Source organism: Streptomyces sp. NPDC048523 (genome assembly GCF_043199815.1).
Classification (GTDB): Bacteria; Actinomycetota; Actinomycetes; order Streptomycetales; family Streptomycetaceae; genus Streptomyces.
In genome coordinates this window covers 1-24,449 of the sequence record NZ_JBICWQ010000015.1, presented here as the reverse complement: position 1 = coordinate 24,449, position 24,449 = coordinate 1, and the positions used below count along the sequence as shown (strand labels likewise).

At 69.2% G+C, this 24,449-nt stretch carries 15 protein-coding genes and 1 pseudogene; 10 read left to right on the top strand and 6 right to left on the bottom strand.

Going from position 1 to position 24,449, the window contains the following annotated elements; all coding sequences use genetic code 11:
• Nucleotides 1-120 precede the first annotated feature (120 nt).
• From ACGFWE_RS41105 to ACGFWE_RS41080, 6 genes are all read left to right on the top strand, one after another.
• Nucleotides 121-981 (top strand): hypothetical protein, encoded by an 861-nt coding sequence (locus ACGFWE_RS41105; RefSeq protein WP_393605570.1) that lies wholly within the window; start codon nt 121-123, stop codon nt 979-981.
• 32 nt (nt 982-1,013) lie between these two features.
• Nucleotides 1,014-2,147, top strand: a complete 1,134-nt coding sequence (locus ACGFWE_RS41100) for a hypothetical protein (protein ID WP_393605568.1) — start codon at nt 1,014-1,016, stop codon at nt 2,145-2,147.
• A complete protein-coding gene (locus tag ACGFWE_RS41095; RefSeq protein WP_393605566.1) occupies nt 2,144-3,628 on the top strand; it encodes a hypothetical protein in 1,485 nt (494 codons plus the stop codon). The genes ACGFWE_RS41100 and ACGFWE_RS41095 overlap by 4 nt, the downstream gene beginning before the upstream one ends.
• Nucleotides 3,625-4,956, top strand: coding sequence for an AAA domain-containing protein (locus ACGFWE_RS41090; RefSeq protein WP_393605564.1), 1,332 nt, complete (start codon nt 3,625-3,627; stop codon nt 4,954-4,956). Before ACGFWE_RS41095 ends, ACGFWE_RS41090 begins: the two co-directional genes overlap by 4 nt.
• A 37-nt stretch (nt 4,957-4,993) precedes the next feature.
• Nucleotides 4,994-7,237: a Helicase associated domain protein gene (locus ACGFWE_RS41085; RefSeq protein ID WP_393605562.1), complete on the top strand. Its 2,244-nt coding sequence runs from the start codon at nt 4,994-4,996 to the stop codon at nt 7,235-7,237.
• Between the two features lie 288 nt (nt 7,238-7,525).
• Nucleotides 7,526-8,173: a restriction endonuclease gene (locus ACGFWE_RS41080; RefSeq protein ID WP_393605560.1), complete on the top strand. Its 648-nt coding sequence runs from the start codon at nt 7,526-7,528 to the stop codon at nt 8,171-8,173.
• Between the two features lie 88 nt (nt 8,174-8,261).
• On the opposite strand, the gene ACGFWE_RS41075 is transcribed toward ACGFWE_RS41080, so the two are convergent.
• From ACGFWE_RS41075 to ACGFWE_RS41060, 4 genes and pseudogenes are all read right to left on the bottom strand, one after another.
• Nucleotides 8,262-9,182 carry a tetratricopeptide repeat protein gene (locus ACGFWE_RS41075; RefSeq protein ID WP_393605558.1) on the bottom strand — a complete coding sequence of 307 codons (921 nt, stop codon included), beginning with the start codon at nt 9,180-9,182 and terminating at the stop codon, nt 8,262-8,264.
• A gap of 1,024 nt (nt 9,183-10,206) precedes the next feature.
• A pseudogene (locus ACGFWE_RS41070) lies at nt 10,207-11,643 on the bottom strand (hypothetical protein); the annotation flags it as partial.
• Between the two features lie 689 nt (nt 11,644-12,332).
• On the bottom strand, nt 12,333-14,537 hold the full coding sequence (locus tag ACGFWE_RS41065; protein ID WP_393605556.1) for a DUF3488 and transglutaminase-like domain-containing protein: 2,205 nt from the start codon (nt 14,535-14,537) through the stop codon (nt 12,333-12,335).
• Nucleotides 14,534-15,829: a DUF58 domain-containing protein gene (locus ACGFWE_RS41060; protein WP_393605554.1), complete on the bottom strand. Its 1,296-nt coding sequence runs from the start codon at nt 15,827-15,829 to the stop codon at nt 14,534-14,536. Before ACGFWE_RS41060 ends, ACGFWE_RS41065 begins: the two co-directional genes overlap by 4 nt.
• A 406-nt stretch (nt 15,830-16,235) precedes the next feature.
• Between ACGFWE_RS41060 and ACGFWE_RS41055 the strand changes: the two genes are divergently transcribed.
• The 4 genes from ACGFWE_RS41055 (at nt 16,236) to ACGFWE_RS41040 (ending at nt 19,931) form a co-directional block, all read left to right on the top strand.
• Nucleotides 16,236-17,249, top strand: coding sequence for a DUF6192 family protein (locus ACGFWE_RS41055; protein WP_393605552.1), 1,014 nt, complete (start codon nt 16,236-16,238; stop codon nt 17,247-17,249).
• 2 nt (nt 17,250-17,251) lie between these two features.
• Entirely contained in the window at nt 17,252-17,665 is a 414-nt protein-coding gene (locus ACGFWE_RS41050) for a hypothetical protein (protein ID WP_351367838.1), read from the top strand.
• Nucleotides 17,666-17,698: 33 nt separating this feature from the next.
• Complete coding sequence (locus ACGFWE_RS41045) at nt 17,699-18,553, top strand: IS5 family transposase (RefSeq protein WP_393605550.1); 855 nt, start codon at nt 17,699-17,701, stop codon at nt 18,551-18,553.
• Nucleotides 18,554-18,800: 247 nt separating this feature from the next.
• Nucleotides 18,801-19,931, top strand: coding sequence for a methyltransferase (locus ACGFWE_RS41040; RefSeq protein WP_393605548.1), 1,131 nt, complete (start codon nt 18,801-18,803; stop codon nt 19,929-19,931).
• A 173-nt stretch (nt 19,932-20,104) separates the two neighbouring features.
• Here ACGFWE_RS41040 and ACGFWE_RS41035 read toward each other — a convergent pair whose 3' ends face one another.
• Both ACGFWE_RS41035 and ACGFWE_RS41030 read right to left on the bottom strand, forming a co-directional pair.
• Complete coding sequence (locus tag ACGFWE_RS41035) at nt 20,105-21,073, bottom strand: AAA family ATPase (RefSeq protein ID WP_393605546.1); 969 nt, start codon at nt 21,071-21,073, stop codon at nt 20,105-20,107.
• A 49-nt stretch (nt 21,074-21,122) separates the two neighbouring features.
• On the bottom strand, nt 21,123-23,189 hold the full coding sequence (locus tag ACGFWE_RS41030; RefSeq protein ID WP_393605544.1) for a hypothetical protein: 2,067 nt from the start codon (nt 23,187-23,189) through the stop codon (nt 21,123-21,125).
• Nucleotides 23,190-24,449 lie beyond the last annotated feature (1,260 nt).

Here is a 24,449-nt window from a genome sequence, read left to right as displayed (position 1 = left end):
GTGCAGGCAGGACTGCCTGACGCCTTCTGCGGCAGCGGCAGTTGGCGAAGTGCCGACGACTCTACAACAGGAATCACAGGAGAAAACTGGAAAACACTGGAATGCGGTAGGGTGGGTGCCATGCACGAGCATCTGGACGCACTCGAAGAACGCATGCAACAGCTGCAGCAGGCCATGCGGCGTGCCCAACTGGCCCGTGACAGCGACCAGGTCAAGCAGTTCCGCGACGAACTGCGCCGCACCCAACGGGCCTGGGACGCCCTGTTCGAGCAGACCGAGAACGGTCAGGACGCCCCCGCCCCGGACGCCACCTCACGCAGCGCCTCGACGCAGAACGCGACGGCGGAGCCGCCGGCCCTGCTGCCCGCACGAGAACAGGTCCACCAGGTCCTGACCCTGCTGGCCGCGCCCGCAGCCCCCAAGCTCATCAGCACCGTCCACGAAGCCTTCTTCGCCGGCGCGTTGGCACCCTCACGGCTGACCAGCCTGCGCCGCGACGAGGAACGCTCCTACCGCTCGGCACCCGGCGCCCGCCCCTACTACCTGTGCCCAGCGCTCACCTCAGACCTGCTCTCACCCGCCCGCGGACTGCTCACCATCAGCACCTGGCACCTGGAGCAGCGCATCGTCGGCCCCCTCAGCGCCCGCGTCCACTTCCTCACCAGCGCCCTGAACATCGCCGACGCCGCCGAACGCCTCGACCTCGACAGCCTGCCCCTGGCCGCCAGGCAACTCCTGGTGCGCTACGCCCAGAACATCCCCGGCGCCCAGCCCCCCATACAGCAGCACACCGCAGCCCCCGCTCCCATCGACCTGCCGCTGCTGCGCCGCGCCGCCCAGGACGAACTCGCCCTGCACACCGACAGCGACACCCGCACCCGCTCCGAGGCAGCCGACCGTGCCCGCCGCCAACTCGACGAAGCGGGACTGCTGTTCGGCGGCTCCTTCCAGTCCGCCCGCCGACTGCGCTCCGTCACCTGACCGCCTTCGACCCGTCCCCGCAAGGAAGCTTCGTGAGTCTGCTCAACGACCGGCTCGACGCACTGCGCGGCACCGGCCCCGCCAAAGGGCACGACGCCCGCACCCTCGCGGCCCTGACCACCAACCCCGGCTGCACCCGCCGGGGGCTGCTGGACGCGGCAGGCGTCGACAAGGACGCCCTCGCCGTCCACCTGGGCAAACCCCGCCCGCTCGCCAAGTCCTCTATCGCCCTCCGCAGCGGTGCCATCTTCGAACAGCAGGTGAAAGCCGACGGCGGCGCCGAACTCCTGCGCCTGCTGCGCGAGGTCCTCGGCCTTCCGCTGCCCGAGGCCGCCCACACCGACCTCGCCTCAGTCGGTACCCAGGACGCCTCCCTGCAGGTGCGCCACGCCTACACCCGTACCGCCGTCCTTGAAGCCATCCGCTCCACCGGCCCCGCCCGTACGCTGCTGGACCACCCCATCCTGCAGCTGACCGTCGCCGGCCACCCCGTCTATCTCGAGCCCGACGTTGTCGCCTTCCAGATCGACGGCGTCTTCCACATTATCGAGATCAAATCCTTCTCCGTCCTCGACGGCCAGGCCGACCCGGCCAAAGTGGCCGCCGCCGTCACCCAGGCTGCCGCCTACATCCTCGCCCTGCGCGAACTGCTGGAAAACGAAGGCATCGACAAGGACGCCGTCTCCGACGACGTCGTCCTCGTCACCCCCCGCAACTTCAGCCGCCGCCCCGTCGCGAGTCTCGTCGACGCCCGCAAGAAGGTCGCCGCCCTCACCCGCCAGCTGAGCCGGCTCACCCGCATTGAGCCCCTGCTGGACGCACTGCCGCCCCACACCACCTTCGACCTCGCCCCAGGCCCAGACGAGCGGCCCACCCGCGACCCCAAGGCCCTCACGGCAGCCCTGCAGACCACCTCCGCCCGCTACACCCCCGCCTGCCGCCACTTCTGTGACCTGGCCTACTTCTGCCGCAGCGAAGCCCGCGACGAAGGCTCGATCGACGTGCTCGGTACCGGCGTCCGGGACGACCTGGGTGGCATCGACCACATCACCACCGCCCTGCGCCTGGCCGAAGGCACCCGCGCCCCGGCCCCCGACCAGAGCGACCTGGCGGCCGCCCTGCAGCACGCCCACACCATCCGCGCCCAACTGCGGGAGTCCGCATGAGCCTGCTCACCACCGTGCTGCGCCTGGAGGCGGCCGAAACCGAGCACGCCCAAAACGCCAGCACCGTCCGCCATTTCCATCTCACCGAGCGGCCGCTGATCATCCTGCCGCTCAACCGCTCCGGCACCGAAGCCACCCCGCTGGCCGTCATGTACGGCGACGACCCCGCCCACCCCCGGCTGCTCGTCGCACCCCCGCGCGGCCGGCCCACCGGGTTCCTGGACGACCTGGCCGACGGCATCCTCACCTACATCCACAGCTTCCAGCACACCACCGAACGCCTACCCGCCCGCGGCAGCAAACCCGCCCGCCACCGCTACACCCACGCCCCCCAACTCCTCGTCGCCAACGGCAAGTCCATCCCCTACATCGAGCGGCTGGGCCGCGCCCTGCGCTTCAGGGAGCCACCCGAGGGCACCGACCCGGCCCGCAGCGTCGGACGCCTCGGACAGTGGCTGACCTTCTTCGCTGAACACGCCGAGTACCCCGGCTCCGCCTTCCTGCTCGCCCTGACGGACCTGCTGACCACCCACTGGGTCACTGGCCAAAGCCCCCTGGAAGACGAGCACCTCGCCGCCCTCCTGGCCTGGATAGACCCCCCGCCCGGCACCACCGGCCTGCACGCCGCCCTCGCCGCCGAAGACCCCCAACTGCGCCGGCCAGCCGGCCCGGCCACCGACCCCTCCTTCGACACCTTCGAACTCGACCCCCTGCTGACGGCCTACGACACCGCCGCCGAGGAGGGCAACACCGCCGCCATGACCCGGCACACCGACCGGCTGCGCGACCTCCTGCACACATACCTCCACCCCACCTGGGACGACGCCTGGCACGCGCTCGCCCTGCTGCGCACCCTGCCCCAGACCCTGGACGCCCACCGCCGCTGGGACGCCGACCGCGACCGCTTCACCGCCTACAGCACCTACCTCGCCGACGACGGCCGACCCCAGCCCATCAAGGACGACGCCGTCTCCGCCGCCCGCCGCCTGGCCCGCCTCGAACAGGCCCAAGGCGCCTTCGAAGCCCGCCGCGCTCTCGAAGACGACTTCGTCATGGCCGAACGGCGCACCAGCGGAGAAGCCCTCGCCGGCACCGTCATCGACACCGACCCCCACCGCACCGTCACCGGCCCCACCGGCCGCGCCCAGCGCAAGCCCCGCTTCACCCTGCACACCACCGACCCCATCCGCCTGGACATCGGAAACCTGCTGGCCGGACCCCACAACCCCCGGGTGCACATGGCCATCCGCAGCATCACCGCCCGCGGCGGTGGCAGTGACCTGCTGCTTGAGGTCACCACCCTCACCACCAAACCCGACTCCGTCCCCGCCGTCGGTGACGACCTCCGCCTCACCCTCGCCCCCGAGTTCTTCCGCCAGCCACCCTTCCCCAGCCGCGACAACATCCCCTGGACGCACGGCGGCCCCCAGCACGACCACCCCGCCACCGTCCTGGAGACGGCCGAGGAGCCTCAGCCATGACCCAGCCCACGCCCTCACCCGCCGAGCTGGCCCGTGCGGCAGTGACCGGCATCCTTGACGCGCTCGCCGCAGGCAGCGACCAGGCCCTCGTCGTCGACTCCCCGCCCGGCGCCGGGAAATCCACCCTGGTCGTCCGCGCCGCCCGCACCCTCGCCGCAGGCGGCGAGCAGTGCATCATCGTCGCCCAGACCAACCACCAGGTCGACGACCTCCTGGTCCGCCTCGCCGCCCCCGAAGCGCCCCGACTGCGCCTGGGACGTCTCACCGGGCACACCTACCACGTCCCCGACCACGTCCAAGAACTGGCCGACACCATCATCAGCAAAGACATCAAAGACGTCCTCGCCTGCGATGTGATCGTCGCAACCGCCAAGAAATGGGCGAACGTTGACGGACCCCGCTGGAGGTGGGCCATCATCGACGAGGCCTACCAGATGCGCTCCGACGCCCTGCTGCTGATCGCCAAACTCTTCGACCAGGCCCTCTTCGTGGGCGATCCCGGACAGCTCGACCCGTTCTCCATCATCCGCACCCCCCGCTGGACCGGCCTGCCCCACGACCCCATGAACAGCGCCGTCACCGTCCTGATGAACCACAACGACGCCGCCCTGCACACACTGCCTGTCTCCTGGCGTCTTCCCCCCTCGGCAGCTGGCCTCGTCTCCCGCGCCTTCTACCCCTTCACCCCTTTCCAGGCAGGCACCACCCCTGCCACCCGGAGCCTGCACTTCACCACCAGCGGCCTGCACAGCCCCCTGGACACCACGATCGAGGAAGCCGCCCGCTCCGGCTGGGCCCTGCACGAACTACCCGCCCGACACACCGCCCGCACCGACCCCGAAGCCGCCCACGCCACCGTCGCGCTGGCCGCGCGCTTGCTCGCCCGCGGCGCCGAGGCCGTGTGCGAAAACCACCCTTCCGGCCGCCGCCTTCAACCCGGTGACATCGCCATCGGCACCGCCCACCGCGAACAGGCCCGCCACATCCAGCAGCTCCTCAACCGCACCCCCGAGACCCGGGGAGTACATGCCGACACCGCCAACCGCCTGCAGGGACGCGAATTCGCCGTCACCATCGTCCTGCACCCGCTGTCTGGACGCCGCGACGCCTCCGCCTTCCACCTGGAAGCCGGCCGCCTGTGCGTGCTGGCCTCACGCCACCGCCACGCCTGCATCATGGTCGCCCGCTCCGGCATCGCCGACCTCCTCGACAGCCACCCCTCCAACGACCCCGTCCACCTCGGCGTCCCCGCCAAATTCCCCGACGGCTGGGAAGCCCACCAGCACGTCCTCGACCACCTCTCCCGGCACCGCATCCGCACCGCCTGATTCCGCCCCGCCTGCCTCTGGAAGCCGCCCACCACCCATGGCATCTACCGAGCTGACGCTGCGCCCCCACCAGAAGAACGCGGTCGCCGCAGCCACCCGGACCCTCACCCGACACCCCCGAGCGAGCGTGATCGCCGCCTGCGGCACCGGCAAAACCCTCATCGCCGCCCGCACCGCCGCCCGCATCGCCCCACGAGGGCGCGTCCTGGTGCTCCTTCCGACGCTGGACCTGCTGTCGCAGACCATCCGCTCCTGGCGTCTGGCGGGACGCAAAGGCGCCGCGGTAGCAGTGTGCTCTGCCCGCCAGGCGCTCGACCACGAGCCGCTCGGCGCCGACGTCCCCCTCACCACCGACCCCGGAGAAGTCTCCGCCCTCACCACCGCAGCCGACCCGGGCCCCGTTACCGCGTACGCCACCTACGCCTCCCTGCCCGCCGTGACCGCCGCCCACCACGACCACCGCCTGCCCCCCTGGGATCTCGTGGTCGTCGACGAGGCCCACCGCACTGCCGGACGCCTCGGAAAACCCTGGGCCGCCGTCCACCACGACGACCAGGTTCCCGCCGCCCGCCGCCTCTACCTGACCGCCACCCCCCGCATCTGGGACGCGGACACCGACCAGGACGACGACACGGAGTCGGTCGCCTCCATGGACGACGAAACCCTCTTCGGCCCCGTCGCCTACCGGCTCACCCTCTCCGACGCCATCGACCTCGGCCTGCTCGCCGACTACCAGATCCTCGTCCCCGTCGTCACAGACGAAGACCTCCGCGACTGGCTCGCCACCGGACCCGGCGCCGGCGTCGACGGACTGCGCCTGGCCGGCCGTCAGGTCGCCGCCCTGCGCGCCATCCACGACCACCAGCTGCGCCGCATCCTGACCTTCCACCACCGCGTCGCCGACGCCCGCGCCTTCGCCACCACCCTCCCCGACACCGCCGCCACCCTCCCCGACGAACTCCGTCCCAACGGCCTGTGGGCCGACTGGATCAGCGGCCACCACCCCCCGCAGGTCCGACGCCGCCTCCTGCTCGAATTCGCTTCCCACACCACCCCCCACACCCCGGCCGTCCTGTCCAACGCCCGCGTCCTCGGAGAAGGCATCGACGTCCCCGCCATCGACGCCGTCGTCTTCGCCGACCCCAAGAACAGTCCCGTCGATACCGTCCAGGCGGTCGGCCGCGCCCTGCGCCAAAACCCCGGCGCCGGCAAGAAGGCCACCCTCGTGGTCCCCGTTTACCTCACCCCCGGCGAAGACCCCGACGACCTCCTCGGCGCCGACGCCTATACGCCCCTGTGGCGCACCATCCAGGCCCTGCGCGCCCACGACAACCGCCTCGACGCACGCCTCGCCGATCCCCGCACCCACCGCCCCACCATGCCCCCCGAAGACCCCGACGCCTGGCTGCACTTCGACCGCCCCACCCAGGCTGACGAGGTCGCCCTCGCCCTCTCCTTGCGCGTCCTGGCCCCCAAGAGCGCCGAATGGCGCCGCGGCCTGACCGCAGCCCGCCGCTACCACCGCACCCACCACCACCTCGACGTCCCCCAGACCTACGAAGACACCACCGGTTACCCCCTGGGCCGCTGGCTCACCTGGCAGCGCCACCTGCACACCACTGGCGTCCTCGATACGGCGCGCACCCAGGCCCTCGAACGCCTCGGCATCATCTGGGATCCCCGCCAGCAGGCTTTCGAGCGAGGCCTCGCACACGCCACCGCCTACGCCGCCCGGCACGGCCACCTCGCCGCCACCGTCGAAGAGAGCCACGACGGCTTCCCCCTGGGCCGCTGGCTGGCCACCCAGCGCACCCGAGCCGAGACCCTCTCCAACGAACGCGCAGCCGCACTCGCCGCCCTGGACCGGTGGTGGAACCCGCCCTGGCCAATCACCTGGCAACGCGCTTACCACACAGCTCTACGGCAGACAGAAAAAGACGCTCCACCGGGGGAGTGGCTCACGGCTCAGTGCGAACGTGCCGACACCCTTCACCCCGAGCAGCGCCACCTCCTCAAGAGCGCAGGACTCGACCTGCCGCACACGTCCGCCGCCTGCAACAACGACGCCCGGCTGCCAGCGCGTGAGCAGGCATTCCAGCGCGGACTGGCTGCCGCTCGCGCCTTCCGCGCACGAGAGGGCCATCTCAACGTCCCCCAGCGTCACATCGAGGAGATCGAAGGCGACCGGGTACGACTGGGACAGTGGCTGAGCAACCTCAGCCGCCGACGCTCCCGCCTCAGCCCGCAACGCCAGGCCGCCCTGGCGGAGCTCGGAATCTGACACTCCGACCATGCCGCGGCATCTGCCGCGGCTTCACGTCCCACTGCTTCGTGTCGTTCGCCTGCCCCTGAAACGAGGCGCACGACGGTAGGAGAGCGCAATTCACGCGCAGGTGCGTGCTGGTCCAGTTCGTCGGTGTCGGCACGTGGCCGGTCAGGACATGATGCGTGCGCATGTAAGAAAACGTGGTGTCCGGAAGCCGAGCCGGTGTCAGTGCCCCTTGCTACAAAGGGAGTTCGAGCCCAAGTCGACGTTCTCGGGGGTGCGGCGGTGTACAGGGACGGGACGATGACGCCCGGGGTGAAGGCCGTGGTCGGTCTCATCGTGGGGATCACACTGGCGCGGCTGTTATGGCAGTGGGTGACGGATACCGCGCTGCCGTGGATCGGCGATCATCCGTGGTGGACAGGGTCCGCCTGCCTGGGGCTGGTGCTGCTGACCGCCACGCTGATCGACCGCCCGGGTCGTGGCGGCCGTCAGCTGATCTACGGCGAGGACGCCGTATCCGATGACGAGGAGCCGGACAGGCTGACCTACCGCATGCGGGAACTTGCCGCGATGACCCCGACGGCCTTTGAGGAGGCCTGCGCCGAGCTGCTGGTCCGCGACGGATTTCTCCATGCGCGTCGGGTGGGCGGTGCCGGGGACCTGGGAGCCGACGTGGTGGCGTGGGATGACGAGAGCCGCAAACTGGTCCTGCAGTGCAAGCACTATGTGCGGCCGGTGGGTTCCAAGGAGGTGCAGACCTTCAACGGAACGGCGCGCCCTGAGCACAAGGCGCATCACCCCATCATGATCGGTCTGAGCGGGTTTACCCAGCCGGCCACTGACTTCGCCGCCCGGCACGGGATCATCCTGCTGGGTCGGCCGGAACTGAAACGCTGGGCCCACGGAAACCATCTCTACGACATCATTGAGACCGAAGCATCAAAGTGACCTCTTGCGGGTTCTCGGCGCGGTGGCGGCGCAGCCGAATGCCGTCCGTCCTGGCTGGGAACGGACCACAAGCGCCCATGTACTGGGGTCACGAGGCTCCCAGTGCTGTGGTGATCGTCCGGGTCAGAGGATGTGTCTCGCCCAGCGTCCGGCGGCAGTCCTCCCGAAGAGCGGCCAGCTGGGCCGCAGTCTCCTGCGGGTTTTGGGTGTGGCGTGCGACGAGGAGCCGGTCGTATCGGGTTGCCAGAGTGCGGGGATGAGCGGGGCCGTGGAAGCGCTCCTGATCACTCAGTACCCCTGACAAGGCTTCCAGAGCCTTTTCCGGCTCCCCGGTCTGAGCAAGAAGCCTGCCGAGCTGATGACGAGTACTCAAGGTGCGCGAATGCATGCCAAGGATGCGTTCCTGTTCGGCCAGCAGGGCCTGCAACTGGCGGAGGGCCCCGTGGAGGTCACCTGACCGGGCTGTCAGGAGTGCCAGCTCGAAGCGGGTGCTGAGCGTGTGCGGGTGCGCCGCGCCCAAAAGCCGTTCGTGGTCTTCGAGCACCGTGCTCAGACAGGCGAGGGCGTCGGATACCAGGCCGGTGTGGCCCAGGGTCCGGCCCAGCTCCTGTCGTGCCAGCAGAACGTCCACATGGTCCGGGCCCAGCACTGCCGTCATGTCAGGGAGCAGCTCCCGAAACAACTGCAATGCCTGCGGAGCGTCTCCCCGCTCACGCAGAAACCTGGCCTTGCTGCTTAAGGTCACCAAAGTCGCCGTATGGCGGGGCCCCAGGACACGCCGCCGGTCGGCGGCGAGACGGTCGAGAAGATCGACGGCCTCCGAGACCCGGCCCGCCTCGGCGAGGTAGCGGGCTATGTCGTGACGCGCGGAGAGCGTATCGGGGTGATCCGGGCCGAGTTGCGCGGCACGCTGCTGATGCAGTGGACGCAGCAGGCTGACGGCCGGCAGCGGCTGGCCTGCGTTGCCCAGGGCGATGGCGTGCGCACACCTGCGCGGCCGCAGTGCCATCGGGGCTGAAGCAGGTGGCGCGCATCGACCGGCGTGCCAGTGATAGCGCACCGGGCGCCTGGGGACGTGCGGCGTCCTCAAGGAGCCATTTGCCTGCCCCGTCCACCTGGGCGAGGGTGGTGCCTGATCCGGTGAACACGGCGTAGCCGTCTGGCAGCACCCTCTTCCGTGTCGGCCGGGCCTCGTGGGGGATTTGCCAGACCTCGGTGGCGAAGGGGTGCGTGGCCTCGGTGCCGGCTTCTTCTCCAGCGGCGACGGCGAGGAAGGCGTCGTCGGCGCTGAAGGTCAGGCTGGTGGTTGCTGTCCCGATCTCTCCGATCGGCACGCCGGTGGCGAATACCCGGGGCGGACGCCGGGGCTGGCCGGTGTCCCAGATCCTGATGGAGCCGTGGGCGTCGATCCCGGCCAAGATCTGCCCGCGGTGGCCGAAGGCGATCTCGGTGACGCCGGTGCTCTCGAGCAGGACGGCCACGCGGTGCCCGTCGGCTGTGGCGTCGAGGGTGATGCCCTTCGCCGTCACGCTGGCGGCCGTTCCCGCTCCCACGGCGAGTCGGGTGCCGGTGAGTTGGCTGGTCACTGCGTTCGAGAGTGGCGTGGGGCGTACTTGTGCCGCGTTCTCCAGCAATGCGGTCCAGGAGGTGGGGGTGTGAGCGGCACGGTAGGAGGCAACGGCGAGTCTGGCTGCCAGATCGGGCTGACGCGCCGCTGTCACTTGCGCGGCTGCTGCCAGCTGTGAGGCTGTCCGCTCGTGGCGTGCCGAAGCGGAGGATGCGCGCTCGTTTATGCCGATCCAGGTTCCCGCAGTAGCTGCCATGCAGCTCAGGACGGCGATCGCGGCGGTGATCCGTTGCCGTCGTCTGCCCTGGCGCCGTTGTTGCAGCTCCTGCTCGCGTGAGGCCATCGTGGCGTTGAGATAGTCCCAGTCCCGCTGGGTGAGACCGCTTGCGCCTCCGCGGTGGGCCGCTGCGGCGAAATCGTCGGCGAGGAAGGGGCTCAGGGGAGTGGAGCGGTCGACGCGGCCGTCCCTTTCCCAACGACGTGCTTCGGCCTGGATGCGCTCGCGGATCGTCAGCCAGGTGCGGTCGTCGCGGATCCAGCGGCCCATGCGGGGCCAGGCGTGTATCAGAGCCTGGTGTACCAGGGTGATACCGCTGTTAGTTTCGACGATCAGACGGCGCTCGCGCAGTCGGTCGAGTACCTTTTCCGTCCTGAGGCGGCTGTTCGGATCGCCGGTGTCGCAGGTTTCCAGCAAGAGGGCTTGCCGGGTAACGGTCTTCAACCCACCGGCGAGCCCCTGGTCATTGTGGGCGACGAGATGAAGCAGCAGAACCTGGGCGATCTCACGGTCGGTGGCGTCGAGTTGCTGGAAGCACTGCTCGGCCGTCTCCTGGATGGCGCCCTCAAGCCTGCCGCTGTCGTGATACGCCTGAAGCGTGAGGCGACGCGGTGAGTGCTCCCAGGTCGCCCGCAACGCCTGGGCCAGATACGGCAGGAGCCGCGCGGGGGGCAGGGCGGTGCGAGTGTCGCCGTACTGCGGGGCGGCTGCCGAGGCGAACTCGGCACACACGCCGGCCACGAAGTCCTCGTCGACTACGATGCCTTCCTGCCGTGCGGGTTCGACGATCGCTTGGCGTACCTCGTCCTCGCTGAGCGGGGCCAGGATGTGCTGGGTTGTGGTGAGGGCACGGCGCAGGCGGTCGTCGGACTCCTCAAGACGTCCTGAGGATTCCGACGGCACGACGAGCAGCACGCGGACCCGGACGATGTCCTCCGCACGGTCGCCGTTGAGCGGACGCCAGGGGGCCAGAGTCTCGGCCGCGGCCAGAGCACAGACAGCCGATACGAAGGCCGTCCGCTCAGGCGCTGTAATGTCCGGACTGTAGATCTTCTCGAACTGGTCGATGATGAGGACGAGTTCGGCGGGTACGCCATCAGCCGTAGCCTGCGCGGTCTGTACCTCGCGGGCCACCGCCCGCGCGCCGTCCTCGCCCTCGCGCAGGCGGGACTCGAACACGGCGGAGTCCGCCCCGGGCGCGAGCGAGGCAAGATGTCGGGCCAGGTCGTGGACAAGCTGTGGTGATCCGGGGCGCAACAAGGTGGTGCAGCGGCGGCCGGCACGGCCTTCGAGGGCTACGGCGGCGAGCCGTGGCCTCAACGCAGCCTGGACAAATGAGGTCTTGCCTGACCCGCTGGCCCCGGTGAGAACGACGGGAAGACGCGATGCCTGCACCGCGGTGAGACTGACGACAACGACGTCAGCGTCGTACTCACGGCCGCGGAACCACCGCTGTTCCTGTTCGGTGAAGGCCGCCAGCCCCGGATAGGGGCAGCGGCCGGTGACAGGCAGCGTACGGGTCCTCTGCGGTCGGACCCGGTCGAACGCCTCGGGGTGCGGATTGGGAGCCAGCACGAGATGCCCGGCAGACCCGGAGACCTTGGGGACGGGCGCCCCTTCCGGCATGGTTTGGCACAGCAGGTCAGCCAGATCCGCGAGTCTGATGTCCGGCCCGAATTCTGGTGCGCCCTTCTCCAGAAGCTCGATGAGGCGGCCAGTGAACAAAGGGAAGTCGGCGTCGGGTGGGGCCATGGCTTGTCGGTCCCGGGTCGCGGCCGCGAGAAAGAAGTAGGACTTCAGGTTCGTCATGTCCGCTGCCCCCCGGTCGGCCATGCAGCAATCGAGTATGGCCACCACGGCAGCCGGCTGAGGGCGGGATTCCTTGCCGTTGCGGACGATGTCCAGGATGCCGTGAAAGCTGACCTGAGAGGTGGACGAGTAGGCACCTGGCGCGGTGGGTGGCGCAGAGTGACGCGTCATCAGCCGTAGGCCTTGCCCTTGGCGATCGAAGTCGGGGGCCCCATGGCCGACGAAGTACAGCAGCAGAAGCCCGCCGTCGGCGCATGATGCCGCAGTGTCGACGTAGTCGAGTACCTGCCTGGAGTCCTCGGGATCGTGGAGTTCGGTCACGCCGTCCGCGGGCAGGCCGCACCGTTCGATGAGGATGTCACGCAGGCGTTCCACAGAGCGACGAGCGGACTTCACCGCAGGCCAGCCTCTGACCCCCGGGCCGTAGGTACCGTCGGGATCGTATGTTCCGGAGCCGATAAGCAGTGCATGTGCGCGCCCCGATCCCAGCACACTCTTCGAGCCGGTCATTGGGATCCTCCCCGTGGCACGGACGAGGCCTCACGCACAGGGGCGGGCCGCCGCCAGGAGCGCAGGCGCTCGGTGCGAGAACGTCTCGCTATGGTCCGGCAGCGGTGCGCGATCTCGGCCTCCAGCTGCCATGCACGGTGAGCGTCGGCATCGGCGAGCCGCGGCCAGGTGGGGTGCAACACTGCTTGTTCCTCGTCAAGATCGCCGTAGCGTGCCTGAGTCGCCAGGGCGCCGAGAGCCTGCAGTTGCGGTGCCAGCACGTCGCGAGCCTGGGCAGGCAGGCTCCCGATGAGGTGGTTGGGGCTGCGCGGCGAGTGTCGGCCCAGCAGCCGGTGCCCTACCAGCCGGTCCGCCGCCGTCTCCCAGGCACCCGTGATCCGTCCGGCCGCCGTGGGATGCAGGCGTGCCCTGCGGCGGCGCAGCCGTGGCGCGACCAAGCACACCCAGAAGGCTGCGAGCAGCGCCAGCAAGGGGAGAGCAAGAAAGACCTGGTACGGAAAGTGCGACGTCCCTACGCCACGGGTGGAACCAGTCGCAGTGGGCGGTGGCGCGGAAGGCTGCGCGCTGGCAGAGCGGCTCGGCTGGATGCTGGCCGTCGCAGTAGGCGTTGGTGTGGGACGGAGGGAACGCGCGGCGGATGGTGCAAGCCCGGCTTCGGGGCCCGTGGTGGCTCCTGGGAGGAAATGGAAGGCCGCCCAGCTGCCGTCCGGTGAGGGGATCTCGGCCCACACCCGTACGTCGCCGCCGCCGACGCCCCGCCACCCGTCGTTGAGCCGATGACCGGAGGAGAAGCCGACGACCAGCCGGCATGGCATGCCCAGCTCCCGCGCGGCCAGGGCGAAGGAGGTCGCGAACGCCGCGGCCGGCCCCTGTTTGGTCGTCAGGAACCGCTGGACGGAGCCGAGTGACTGACCGCCGCCCTCCTCAGGCCGATACGCGTAATGCGTGCGCAGGTGACGGGCGAGCGCCGAAGCCTTCTGCAATGGGGTGGCAGAGGAGGGCAGGCCGGCTGTCGCCACGGTCAGCCATGATGTGAGGGAGTCCGGCAGACTCTCCGGCAAGGTGTCCGCGTGCTCCGAGATCTGCGCCTTGCGGGTCACGCCGCCAGAAGGGTGTTGCAGTGCCCCTGTCCGATAGACAGTACCCGGAGTCAGGGCCCGCTCTACCAGGACTGTCCCGTCGCGACGGCTGGCCCGAACGGGCAGCCCGGCCACGGAGACCGCGTCCGCGGGGACAGGCAGATATGGCCCGGTCAGCGACTCCACGCGGACCCGAGCCGTGGCGACGTCACCCGCCGCGGGCCGGCCAGAGGACAAGTAGGCCAAGGACGCGGCCGGGAGATAGCGGCCTGAGAGCCGCCACTGGACACCGTCGTAGACGTCCAGACGGGCCACAACCCAATTCGAGGGGACATCACCGGTGGTGCGAAACAGTGTCCGCCGAGGCTGGGAAGCCCATAGGGAGGCCTGCGCCAAGGGATCAAGACCGCTGGTTCGCGCGGCAGCGGTACCGCGGTCGAAAACGTACGGCAGCCGTCCACCGAGCCAGCCCGTGCCCGCGCTGACCGCCGCCACTCCGACACAAGCGAGGGTCAGCACGACAAAAGCGCCGCGATGCCGGGACCCGAGACGGACAGTTCCCCGCTCCCGCACGGCGAGATCACACGCGGCCGCGACCGTGAACAGGCAGGCAGGCACGACACCCGCCGCGGTCTGGGGCACGCACAACAGGACTGCCACGGCCATCGCACCCGTCACCGGCAGGAGTGCCGCGGGCCCGACGCCGGCCCGCAACCGCAGTTCCGCCGCCGTAGTGGATGCCGCCCACGTCAAAGCGAAAGGCGCGGTCAGCGCCTCCGGACTGCCAGAAGCGGGCAGAGTGACCCCCAGCCGGGACCACACATGCCCGGCGGCCGATGTCGCTGTGCGCACCGCCTCCCACGGCCCCTGGGCCACCACCGTCCGGTGGAACAACAGCAGTGTCCCCACGACGAGCCCGAGCACGACGATGACCGGCACATCAGCCTCCGGCCCCCAGGCCGGCCGGGCGCGCCGCAGCGCCGCCACAGCGATGGCGGACACGATGGCCGCCACGAGGACGGGTGCCGCCAGATCTCTATAGGCGAAAGCATTGCCGAAGACGAACCCCGCCGCCGCAGCGGCAGCAATGAGCCAAGCCAATTGCCCGAATGCGGCCTTCACCGGGGTGCTCCCGCCCACGCGGTCCACTGGGCCGCCACGGCACGGGCGTCACCGCCGTCCACAAGAACGACCCCGCTACCCCGCGCCCAGCCGGTGACCTCCGTACGCGTCCGCTGCGGTCCAAGACAGACCACGCGCAATCCCCGGGCCGGTACCGCCGCCGTCAGAGCGTCCAGCAGGTCCATCGAGGGCGCACCGGTGACCAGAACTACGGCAGTTCCCCGGCCCAGCGTCTCGCGGGCAACACGGCCGAGCGGGCTGTGCCCGGGCGCACGATGCGGCGGCAGATCCTCCAACACGATCGGCGCGAACGCCTGACCGATGCCGTACGGTGCCAACCGGTCGCCCGCCGGAAGCGACCAGACGTGCTCTGCCCGTGTGGCCACCAGGCGCACCCCGATGCCCCGTTCTCCGGCGCTGCGGACGAGCGAGGCGCAGAAATCGACAGCACGCTCGAAAAACTCCGTGTCCTCGAAGGAGGTCACAGCCGTGTCCTGAAGAACGACCAATTCCCGTACCGGGGAATCGACATGGCGACGGACCAGGACCTCACCGGAGCGGGCGCTGTTGGGCCAGTGGATCCGTCGGATGTCGTCTCCCGGCTCGTACCGGCGCACCGTATCGAACTCGTCGCCGTCGCCCGACGGCCCCCGCCCCGGAGAGACGGCACGCATAAAGCCGGACAGAGCCGTCCTGGCCAGGGGCACTTCGGCCGGCCGGACCAGGATGCGGCTTGTGGAGGTCACCACTACCCGACTCCGACACAGCCCGAACAGATCGGTGCGGACCAGTGCAGGCGGCACGATGGAGAACACGCCGTGTCGCATCGCACGCAGCGGCAGACTCCACCGGGCCCCGGCATGCCGCTCGAGCGGTCCGCTCACCTCGATGCCGGGCCCCAGGGCTGCTCCTAACTCCCACTCCGCTTGCAGGAACGGACCCAGCGCCGTGGTCTCGACGACAGCAGTGAGGTACTCGCCGCGCCGTACCACGCTCACGTCCAGGCACAAGGACACGGAGGCCTGCGGCGCCGTCGCCACCAACACGGCCGCAACCAGCAACGCCAGGGCCGCGGCACCGGCGACGACACCGAGCGCCGGCGCGGCCAGAACCACGGCTGCGACGCCGCTGAGTAGGTGTTTTTGATCCCTGGCCGTGAGGTGTGTTCGGCTGGATGATCTGGCGTGTGGGGGCTGGCGGGACGGCTCGGCGGTACTGCCGGGAGTGTGGTGATCCGCTGTCGCAGACGATGGCGGCAGAGGCGGTGTTCTGTTCGGGTCGGTGCAGGTCACGGCGGTGGCGGAGACGAGAGCAGACCCGTGAACGGGTTATAGCGATGCAGCGGGGTGAGCAGGCTGAGTGCCCGGTGTGCGGCCGGTCCTGGACGGTGGGGGTGGAGCGGTCGAGGGCGGCGGTGTATTGCTCGGACCGTTGCCGGGTACGGGCTTGTCGTCAGCGGCGGCCGTCACGGAACGGCGTTACGGAAACGCCATAGCCGAACGCCTCGCCGGCACCTCGAACACCCCTTGTTTGTCAGGGTAGTTGACGGGGACCACCGAGCGCTTCGAGCGCCCCCGGTTCACGCTCTGTCCCGGCGTGTCGCGCCCGCGTCACGGTGGACGGTGACCGGGGCCGGCGCCCCATTGACCGGTCACGTTGTGGTGGCCGAGCCGGGCCCGGGTGAGGGCGGTGGTCGTCATGACCGACGTGACCGACCGGATCGGGAACGTCACCCGGCAGCGTTACGAACAGCTCGTCACCCAGGCGAAGGACCTGATCGCGCAGGTCGCCCGCGCGCAGTTCGCCCTGGGCGACATGGCGCTGGAGATCGAGCCGATGAGGTCGGTGGGCGGGTCGATGCCGAACGGCACGGATGACTTGTTCACGGTGACGGAGTCGTTGCAGATGTTCGCGGACGACATCGGTGTCGAGCGGCGCACTGTGGAGGACTGGCGCTACACCGCCAACCGGTGGCCGCAGGAACGCCGCAAGGAGGGGGTGTCGTTCACAGTCCACCGCATCCTGGCCTCGGTGGTCGACGAGGACGAGCGATGGGCGGCGATCGAGGACGCGCCGTTCAACCCGCGCACTGGCGCGAGGCAGTGGACGCCCGATGGCGCGAAGCGGGTCGTCGGCCAGCGCGTCGACCGCCCGGTCACGGTGGACGAGAAGGTCCAGGCCGTCGCCGACCTGACACGGGACGACGAGGTCGCAGCCCAGGTCGCCACCGACCTGCTGAAGCGGCCGACGGTGACCGAGCACGTCACCCCGGCCGAGCGGGTGAGGGTTGTCACGGAACTGACCAGGGACGACACGGTCGCAAAGGAGGTCACCACCAGCCTGTTGCGCCGTCCGGCGGTCGCCCGGACGGCGATGCGCGACGACACCACCCGGATGCTCGTCAACCGCGCGCAGTTCGACAACTCCAACGAAACGCGCGAGCGGATCCGGGAGCGCACCCCGGCCGTCCGCGCGATCGAGCACACCATCGAATACCTCGACCTGGTCGGCTCCTGTCACGGCTTCGTGGCCACCCTGGGCCGGCTGGTCCCGCAGCTGCGTGGACAGGAGTTCACCGAGGACGAGCGCGAGACCGTCCGGCGGCAGATCGGCCGGGTTCGTGCGGCGGCGGACTGGCTCGAAGGAGCCCTCGACAACGGCGAGTTCACCCTGGACGAGCAGCTCGTGCAGCTCCTCAAAGGCGAGGAGTAGCCGTGTCCCGGCGCCGGGAGGCCCGGCCGCTGGCCGAGCACTACGGCGACCTGGTCCGTGTCGCCCTGATGGAAGCACGCCCCGCCGGCCTGCACACCTACCAGCTCATGGCCGCCACTCGCCTGACCCGCTCGCAGGTCGGCCGCGGCATCCGGCACGTCCGCGACGTCGTCGCCGCGGAGAACCTAACCCCGATCACATGGACCCGCCCGGACGGCTACATGTTCTCCGACGACCCCGCGGACTGGATCGAGTACGACAAGCGCCAGTTCCGCCAGATCCTCGGCCGACTCACCCGGGTGATCACGGGCACGCTCGACCCGCACCTGGCCCGCTACCCCGACGACGAATGGGCCCAGCTCGCCACCGCCCAGCTCACCGGCGTCCGCGCCACCCTCGCCCAACTCTCCAAATAGCCCTCGCCGCCGATCACCTCTGCCGAGCCCGCCATGCCCGCTGCCTCCCGTCGCCGCCGCTACCCCTCTGACACCTCCGTCGCCGAATGGGCACTGCTGGAGCCCCTGCTGCCCGTCCCGGCCTGCCAGACCAAGACCGGTGGACACCCGGAAAAGTGGCCCCGGCGGGAGATCGTCGACAGCATCCGCTACATCGTCGACAACGGCGCGAAGTGGCGGGCCTTGCCCGCGGATTTCCCCCCGTGGGAGACGGTTTACGGGTTTTTCTGGAGGTGGAACCGGGCCGGGGTCGTCACCTACATTCGTGACCAGCTCCGCCGGAGGATCCGTACCAGCAAGGGCCGCTGCCCCCACCCGGTGACACTGATCGTCGACTCCCAGTCGGTCAAGGGCGCCTCCACCGTCGGCAAGGACAGCCGCGGCTACGACGCCGCCAAGAAAATCAACGGCCGCAAGCGACATATCACCGTGGACACGCTCGGCCTGCCCGTGATGATCACGGTGACGCCCGCCGACATCCAAGACCGCGACGCCGCCCGCGACGTCTTCTGGCGCCTGCGCCTCACCCAGCCACAGATCACCCAGGTCTGGGCCGACCGCGGCTACGCCGGCGACCTCGTGGACTGGGCCCGCGAACGCCTCTGGCTCACCCTGCGCATCGTCTCCCGGCCCAAGGGCACCAAGGGCTTCGTCGTCCTGCCCCGCCGCTGGAAAGTCGAGCGCACGATCGGCTGGTGCATGAACGCCCGCCGCAACGCACGCGACTACGAACGTCTCCCGCAGCACTCCGAAGCACACCTGAACTGGGCACTCATCACCACGATGACCAGGCGCCTCACCCGCAAGAACCCGCGAACCAGCCAGTGGACGAAGAAGCCAGACCGTTGACCTGGCCTGACTGGTGCTTTTGGCAGCCGAACAGCACCTGTGCGAGCCTTCTGCCACTCCTCCGAAAGGGCTGACCCTGATGCTCGGCATGGTTGTCTGGGACGTCCGCTCCCGCGCTTCGACGCGAGAGCGGTAAGGGCCACCTGCCTCAACGCACACGCCTGTCCTATAGACAGGCGTGCGTTCAGCCTGCTCCTCGTCGAAGTGCTCTTCGTGCCCCTGCACGTTCGACCACGAGGAGTACGTGGTGTCCACCATCCACTGGACCGAAAACCACACCCACCAGTCCGCCCGCTGGCATTCCGAGAACGCCGCCCCTCTTCCCCAGCGAACCGTCGTCGCCGACGACCGGCTGAAGGCCAACGACGCCTACCGACAGGCGTGCGAAGGAACGGCCCTGCTCTGGCGAGGCGACTTCCACAACGCCCGGCAACTCCTGCAGGCGATGGGCCGGCGCATCGACCGCAAGCCGCCCAAATACAGCACGTCCCCGAGCGAGAACTTCCACCTGCACCGACGCAGCAGCAATCACCGAGCCCGTGTCCTCGGAAAACTCCTGGTCCTGCTGGACGACCACTACACCTTGACGTTGCGCCGGGCCCCCGACGTCCGCCAGGCGTGTCTGGAAGCCTACGGCCCTTCAAAGGGACCCACGGCGGTCTCTCTGCGGGAACTGTTGGGAGTGATCGGCGCTCACCAGTGGCGCCTGAAAGGGATCGACGTGCCGGCGCTCGGGACTCGCATCCACCCCCACTACGGCGTGTTCGCACCCGTCAGAGGTGAGTACGTCGACCTGGTCGCCCACACGCCACTGCCGCCGGCGACCCGGCACAGTCCCGCCAGCAGTACGGCATTCGACCTCGGCACGGGAACGGGCGTCCTCGCTGCGGTCCTGGCCCACCGCGGAATCAAGCACGTCGTGGCCACCGACATCAGCCCACGTGCCCTGGCCTGCGCCAAGGAGAACGTCCACCGGCTAACGTTGACCGACCGTATCCAGGTGTCGGGCCCCGGCCTGTTCCCCGAAGGCCGCGCCGACCTCATCGTCTGCAACCCCCCCTGGCTCCCCGTCCGTCCGACCGGCCCCATCGAACAAGGCGTCTACGATCCGGACAGCACCATGCTCCACAGCTTCCTCGCCGGACTGCCCGCCCACCTCCGACCAGGCGGGGAGGGCTGGCTCATCTTGTCCGACCTGGCAGAGCACCTGGGCCTCCGGACACGTCAGCAGCTGCTCGACGCTATCCAGGCAGCACAACTTCGCGTTGTGGACAAGGTCGATACCAAACCCCGGCACCCACGCTCCAGGAACGCTGCCGACCCACTCCACACAGCACGAAGCGCCGAGACCACGTCCCTCTGGCGTCTGACAACATGACCGGCACCTGGACCACGCAACGACACCTCGCCTCTCGGTTCACCAGGTGAGAACATCCCGTGAGCGACTTCGCCGCGCTCACGGGATGACCCGACTCTTCACCAAGTCGGAGGATCAAAAACACCTACTGAGCACGGCGGTGACAAGGACGCCGACACCGGTCCGGGTGAGACTCATAGGCTCGGCCTGACCGCCCCGACCGCACGCTGTACAACCCGCTCCGCCGTCACCCCGTTGAACTCCGAGGAAGGATCGAGCACGAGACGGTGCGCCAGCACGGGGACGGCGAGTGCCTCGACGTCCGCCGGGATCACGTAGTGCCGTGCGAGGCTCGCCGCGCGGACCCGTGCCGCGCGAATCAGCGCGATGCCGGCTCTTGGACTGGCTCCCAAGCGCACCCGATCATCGGCGCGAGTGCAGTCAAGTACATGCACCACGAAGTCGTAGAGCTCGTCCTTCACCATCACCTGCCGGGCCGTCTCGATCATTTCCTCGAGCCGGTGGGCGAGCAGAACGCGCTCCAGCGCGGGCGCCGAGCGGCCCGAACTCTCCTGCTTGAGAACATTCCGCTCAGTCTCAGCGTCCGGGTAGCCGATGCGCATACAGATCAGGAAGCGGTCCAGCTGGGACTCAGGCAGCGGATACGTGCCAGCGAAGTCGACCGGGTTCTGCGTGGCCACGACCATGAAAGGACGCGGCACGGCCATGGCGACGCCCGCTACTGTGACCTGCTGCTCTTCCATGACCTCGAGCAGGGCCGACTGGGCCTTCGGCGAGGCCCGATTGACCTCATCACACAGCACCACGTTCGCGAAGACGGGCCCTCGGCGGAACGTGAACTCGGTCCTGCTCTCGTTGAGGATCTGGGTGCCGGTGATGTCCGAAGGAAGGATGTCCGGGGTGAACTGGATCCGGTGGAAGGTGCCTTCGACTGCACGGGCCATGGCCTGAGCCAGAGAAGTCTTGCCGAGACCTGGATAGTCATCGATGAGGAGATGGCCCTCGGCGAACAGGGCGGTGAGGGCCAGCTCGATCTCCTTGCGCTTGCCGAGGATCACCCGTCCGATGTGATCGGCCAGCATGCCGAAATCCGCGGCGAAACGCGCGCAGTCGTCGGAGCCTCGGCCGTACGGCAATGTCATGCGTCCCCCTGAGTGCTGGTGCGCCGTCGTGGCGCCGTGACCGCCGGGGTCACCCGATCTTCCACAGCTGTACGGTCATGGCGTCGGCCACGCCCAGAAACCCGGTGCGCGGGTCGAAAGCGAGCTGGTGGATCGCATCTGGCCGACGAGTGAGCGTGCGGATGAGGGTCGGCGTACGTCCCTCATCGGTGTCCCACAGCTTCACGGTCCCGTTGCCCTCACCCGTGGCCAGGACCGCGCCAGACGCGCTGAACGCGGCAGCAGTGACCTTCACTGAGGCGGGCAGCTCTCCGACGACTCCGCCTCCCGCCGCCCGTATCGCGGCCGCCGCGCCCTCGCCCGGAGCCAGCAGATAGCGGCCGTCCGGGCTGAAGACCACGGGGGAGACCCCGTCGCCCACGCGGACCGTCGAGGTGACGGACGGGGCATGGACGTCGCTGACGTCGACAAGATGCAGGTACTTCGCATCTGTCGTGCCGTGGTAGCTGAGGACAGCCATGGTCCGGTTGTCGGGACTGAAGCCAATGTCCAGGATCTTGACCAGGTGCCCGGTAATGCCTTCCACCCAGGCGGCACGCTCGGGGACGGCAGGGTTGGACGTGTCCCACAGAGTGACGACGCCGCCTCCGCCGCCACCGGTCTCCGCCGCGAGGGCCTTCCCATCGGGCCGGACGGCGGCGACAGCAGCGATACCGCGGTCCTGACTGCCCTCGAGCGTGGTGGCGGACAGCAACCGGGGCGGACCGGAGCCACCAGCTCCGTAGATGCTGAAGTCCTGATAGTGGTTATCGGGACGGCGGCCAGCGACGAACAACAGGCTTCCGCGTGCGGCATAAGTGGTTCCGCGAGTGTCACCTCCACCACTGTCGGACACGGGATACATGCGCCGGGGGTACTGCGGGTCGGAGACATCCCACAGCCGGCCCGAGCCGGGGCCGTGCGCGGTCACCAGCCGAGCCGAAGCTGGATCCCACGCCAGGCTCGTGCGGCCGTAGTCCCTCTGCTGGGCAACAGCCAGCGTCTTGAGCAGCGTGGGACCTGAGCCACTGGAAGAGGGCGCTGGGGCTGCACCTGACGCACTGCTTCCAGCAGACGGAGCGGGGCTTCCCGTAGGGGAGAGGGATGGCGACGGACGCGCGCTGCGGGTAGCGGTGGGTGAAGGCGTCGAGGGAGCAGGGCTTGGCGTGGCCGTGGGGCTGAGACTGAGACTGGGGCTGGGGCTCCGGGACGAGCTTGTGTGCACGGCCGGCCCTCCGGAGTACGTGGGTGCCGCAGCGGGTGTACGCGGATACTTCGTCAGCACACGGATCGTGCCCTGGCACTCCACCATGGCCCGCGATCCGGCCTCGTCGTTGCCCCACACGAGTCCGTTCCGTACGAATACGCTGATCCGCGCGCGTCCGTCAGCCGGCGCCAGCCGGACGGTCCGCACCGCACGGCCGCTGCGCGTGTCCACCACGAGCACGCTGCCGGAAGCATCGTCGGGAACGTAGATGCGCGTCCCGGCGGCGACAGGCTGTCCGAGGCGGGCGGAGCGGCCCACCGGAAGGCGGAACGTGGTGGTCGCGCCCGTGCCAGTGTCCACAACGGTGAGCACTCGAGCCTGGCGCAGGACGAGGGGCACAAGCGCCGACGACGCCGAGGGGACGCCGAGTCCAACGTCGGAGGCGATCTCGACGCGGTCCGCCAGCGACACGGTCCGCCGGACTCCCGCCGCGTCCAGGACGGTCAACCGCAGAGACTGGGTGTCCAGCGCGACCACGGCAGTGCGCGCCGCAGCCGTCAGCTGAAGGGAGCCTTCAACCCCCTTCACACGTACATGCTGGACGACGCGGCCGCCATCGATGCGCAAAAGGGTCGCGGACGAGGCCTGAGCGACCCACAGAGAACCCTTCTTTCCGGCGGCGGCCGCCACTACCGGGGCATCGAGATGCACCTTCGACCCCCCCTCGACAGTGTCATCGACAACAGGAGAGGAGACGACATCGACACCGGTGGACGCCGCCTGGGAATTCTCGGGTCGTTCAACGCCGTAGACCGTGGAACCCGACACAACGAGCAACTCGGCGCCTACAGGCCGGGAGTTCACCCGGAAGCGTTCCTGGGCGTCGTCCACGCTCCACACCGTGCCCCCGGAGCGCAACACGACGTTGCTGCCCTGCTGAACAACCGAGACGCGGCCCGCGGAAGTGCGGTCGGGTAACAGCAGCTGTGCCTGAGGCCGTCCTGTCGCCCCGTCTACTTTGGTGAGCAGTCCCGCCCGGGCGGACAACAACCATGCCTGTCCAGTCTCCAGTCGCGGCCCCGCGTCACCGGATACCTGGTGAAGCACCACGGGCCCCGCGATACACACCAGGCCCAGGCACCCCGCGACGGCGGCGTTGCGTCGCGACCGTCCCAAAAGAGTCGTGTGCCTCGTCACGGCCCCACCCCCCTGCACAGTCAGACCGCAGCGGGGAGCATGCCCCGCGGCAGGACACCGACCGTGCATGTACTCACGGGCCGAGCCTGCGTCGGCAAGGTATAGCCGTGACCGGCTAACCATCGACAGATGACGGAAAAGTATCGATATTGCTCATTCATGGCCGCATAGCGACCGGTTAAACCCGGTGCGTGCCTCTGGGCGCCTCAGTCCTCACCAGGCAGGGGCACCTCCAACACCCCCTTCGCCACGAAGTTGTTGGCCAGGCCCTCGTTTACAGTCGCCCAACTCGCTCTGACCGCCGTATGCGTTCCGACAGTCCGCCGTCGGCAGGCGGAGCTCAGGGCATGGGACTGCTAGGCCGCCCACCACATCCCCGTGTTCAGGTAGGCGCGTCTCAGGCACGTGATTCCCGAACAGGAGCCACCCCCACCAGATCAGCTACTGGCAGTTGGAGTGCCAACGGCCCCGCGTGCCAACCAGGCAGAGCCTTGAGCACCAGATACTCACAACCCCAAGCCCTCTTGCGCCGTCAGGCGCCCTCTTCACCAAGAGAAGCCAGCCCCCAACCAAGCAAAAGACAGCCCACGTTCAAGCTCCCCGGCAGGGGAGCGCAGGCAACTCAAATATCTGTGCAGCCACCCCGTTATGACATCACCACGGCGCCGTCAGGCGCCGGCAATCCCCAACTCAACCTCACCCTCCCCGCCAGGGGAGGGGCCTAGCTTTTCCCGTTGTCCTGCCGTCAGGCAGGACAACAGTCTTCTTGGCGACGGGCCGTCAGGCCCGCCAACACCCGCAGAAACCAACCAAGTTGGCCCGGCAGGGCCAACCCTGCACGTGCAATTAGTCGTGCCGCCAGGCACGACGACAGCACCTAACGGGCCGTCAGGCCCGTAGTTGGCCGCCAGGCCAACTTAAGAGCCATCAGGCTCTCCGCCCCCCAGATCGGAA

Bases quoted from the DNA above. Each gene is read 5' to 3' on its own strand.
- ACGFWE_RS41075 (WP_393605558.1), bottom strand. From the start codon at position 9,182: ATGGCACTGCGGCCGCGCAGGTGTGCGCACGCCATCGCCCTGGGCAAC.
- ACGFWE_RS41045 (WP_393605550.1), top strand. From the start codon at position 17,699: ATGCCCGCTGCCTCCCGTCGCCGCCGCTACCCCTCTGACACCTCCGTC.
- ACGFWE_RS41055 (WP_393605552.1), top strand. From the start codon at position 16,236: ATGACCGACGTGACCGACCGGATCGGGAACGTCACCCGGCAGCGTTAC.
- ACGFWE_RS41080 (WP_393605560.1), top strand. From the start codon at position 7,526: ATGACGCCCGGGGTGAAGGCCGTGGTCGGTCTCATCGTGGGGATCACA.
- ACGFWE_RS41090 (WP_393605564.1), top strand. From the start codon at position 3,625: ATGACCCAGCCCACGCCCTCACCCGCCGAGCTGGCCCGTGCGGCAGTG.
- ACGFWE_RS41105 (WP_393605570.1), top strand. From the start codon at position 121: ATGCACGAGCATCTGGACGCACTCGAAGAACGCATGCAACAGCTGCAG.
- ACGFWE_RS41085 (WP_393605562.1), top strand. From the start codon at position 4,994: ATGGCATCTACCGAGCTGACGCTGCGCCCCCACCAGAAGAACGCGGTC.
- ACGFWE_RS41035 (WP_393605546.1), bottom strand. From the start codon at position 21,073: ATGACATTGCCGTACGGCCGAGGCTCCGACGACTGCGCGCGTTTCGCC.
- ACGFWE_RS41095 (WP_393605566.1), top strand. From the start codon at position 2,144: ATGAGCCTGCTCACCACCGTGCTGCGCCTGGAGGCGGCCGAAACCGAG.